Here is a 734-nt window from a genome sequence, read left to right on the forward strand (position 1 = left end):
GATCCCCACGCCCGGCGTACTCGAGCACCGCCTCCTCGGCTCGCGCCCGCCAGCGGCCGATATCGCCGGAGCGATACATCCGCGAACCCGGCGCACCATAGGGATTGGCCACAAACCGTGTCGCGGTCAACCCCGGCCTGCCCAGATAACCACGCGAGAGCTGCGCGCCCACGACATGGATCTCACCGGGCACCGCCACCGCAGCCGGATGCAGCCGCCCGTCGAGCACATACGCGGCCAAACCCGGGATGGCACGACCGATCACACTGGCCGCGTCCTGCGCATCGCGCGGGGCCAACGGCAGGAACGACACATGCACCGTGGTCTCGGTGATGCCGTACATGTTCACCAATTCCACACCCGCGCCGTGGCGCTCGTACCAGCGGCCCAGCCGACGCGGATCCAGCGCCTCACCACCGAAGATCACATACCGCAAAGCCAGATCACCCGCAGCCGCGGCCCGGTCGGCTTCGGCCAACTGATAGAACGCCGAGGGGGTTTGGTTGAGGACGGTGACCCGCTCGCGGATCAACAGTTCACGGAACTGCTCCGGGGAGCGGGAGGTCAGGTAGTCGACTACGACCACACTGCCGCCGTGCGCCAGCGCGCACCACAACTCCCACACCGAGAAATCGAACGCATACGAGTGGAACAACGTCCACACATCATCACGACCGAACCCGAACAACGGCTGAGTGTTGGCCAGCAACTCCACCACATTGCGGTGCGCGACC

The 734-nt window shown here is 66.2% G+C and carries 1 protein-coding gene; it reads right to left on the reverse strand.

What is annotated here, in order from left to right; all coding sequences use genetic code 11:
- The coding region (locus NA8_RS32265; protein WP_157107052.1) for an AMP-binding protein at positions 1–734 on the reverse strand (734 nt) is incomplete at both ends.

This window comes from Nocardia arthritidis NBRC 100137 (assembly GCF_001612765.1).
Classification (GTDB): domain Bacteria; phylum Actinomycetota; class Actinomycetes; order Mycobacteriales; family Mycobacteriaceae; genus Nocardia; species Nocardia arthritidis.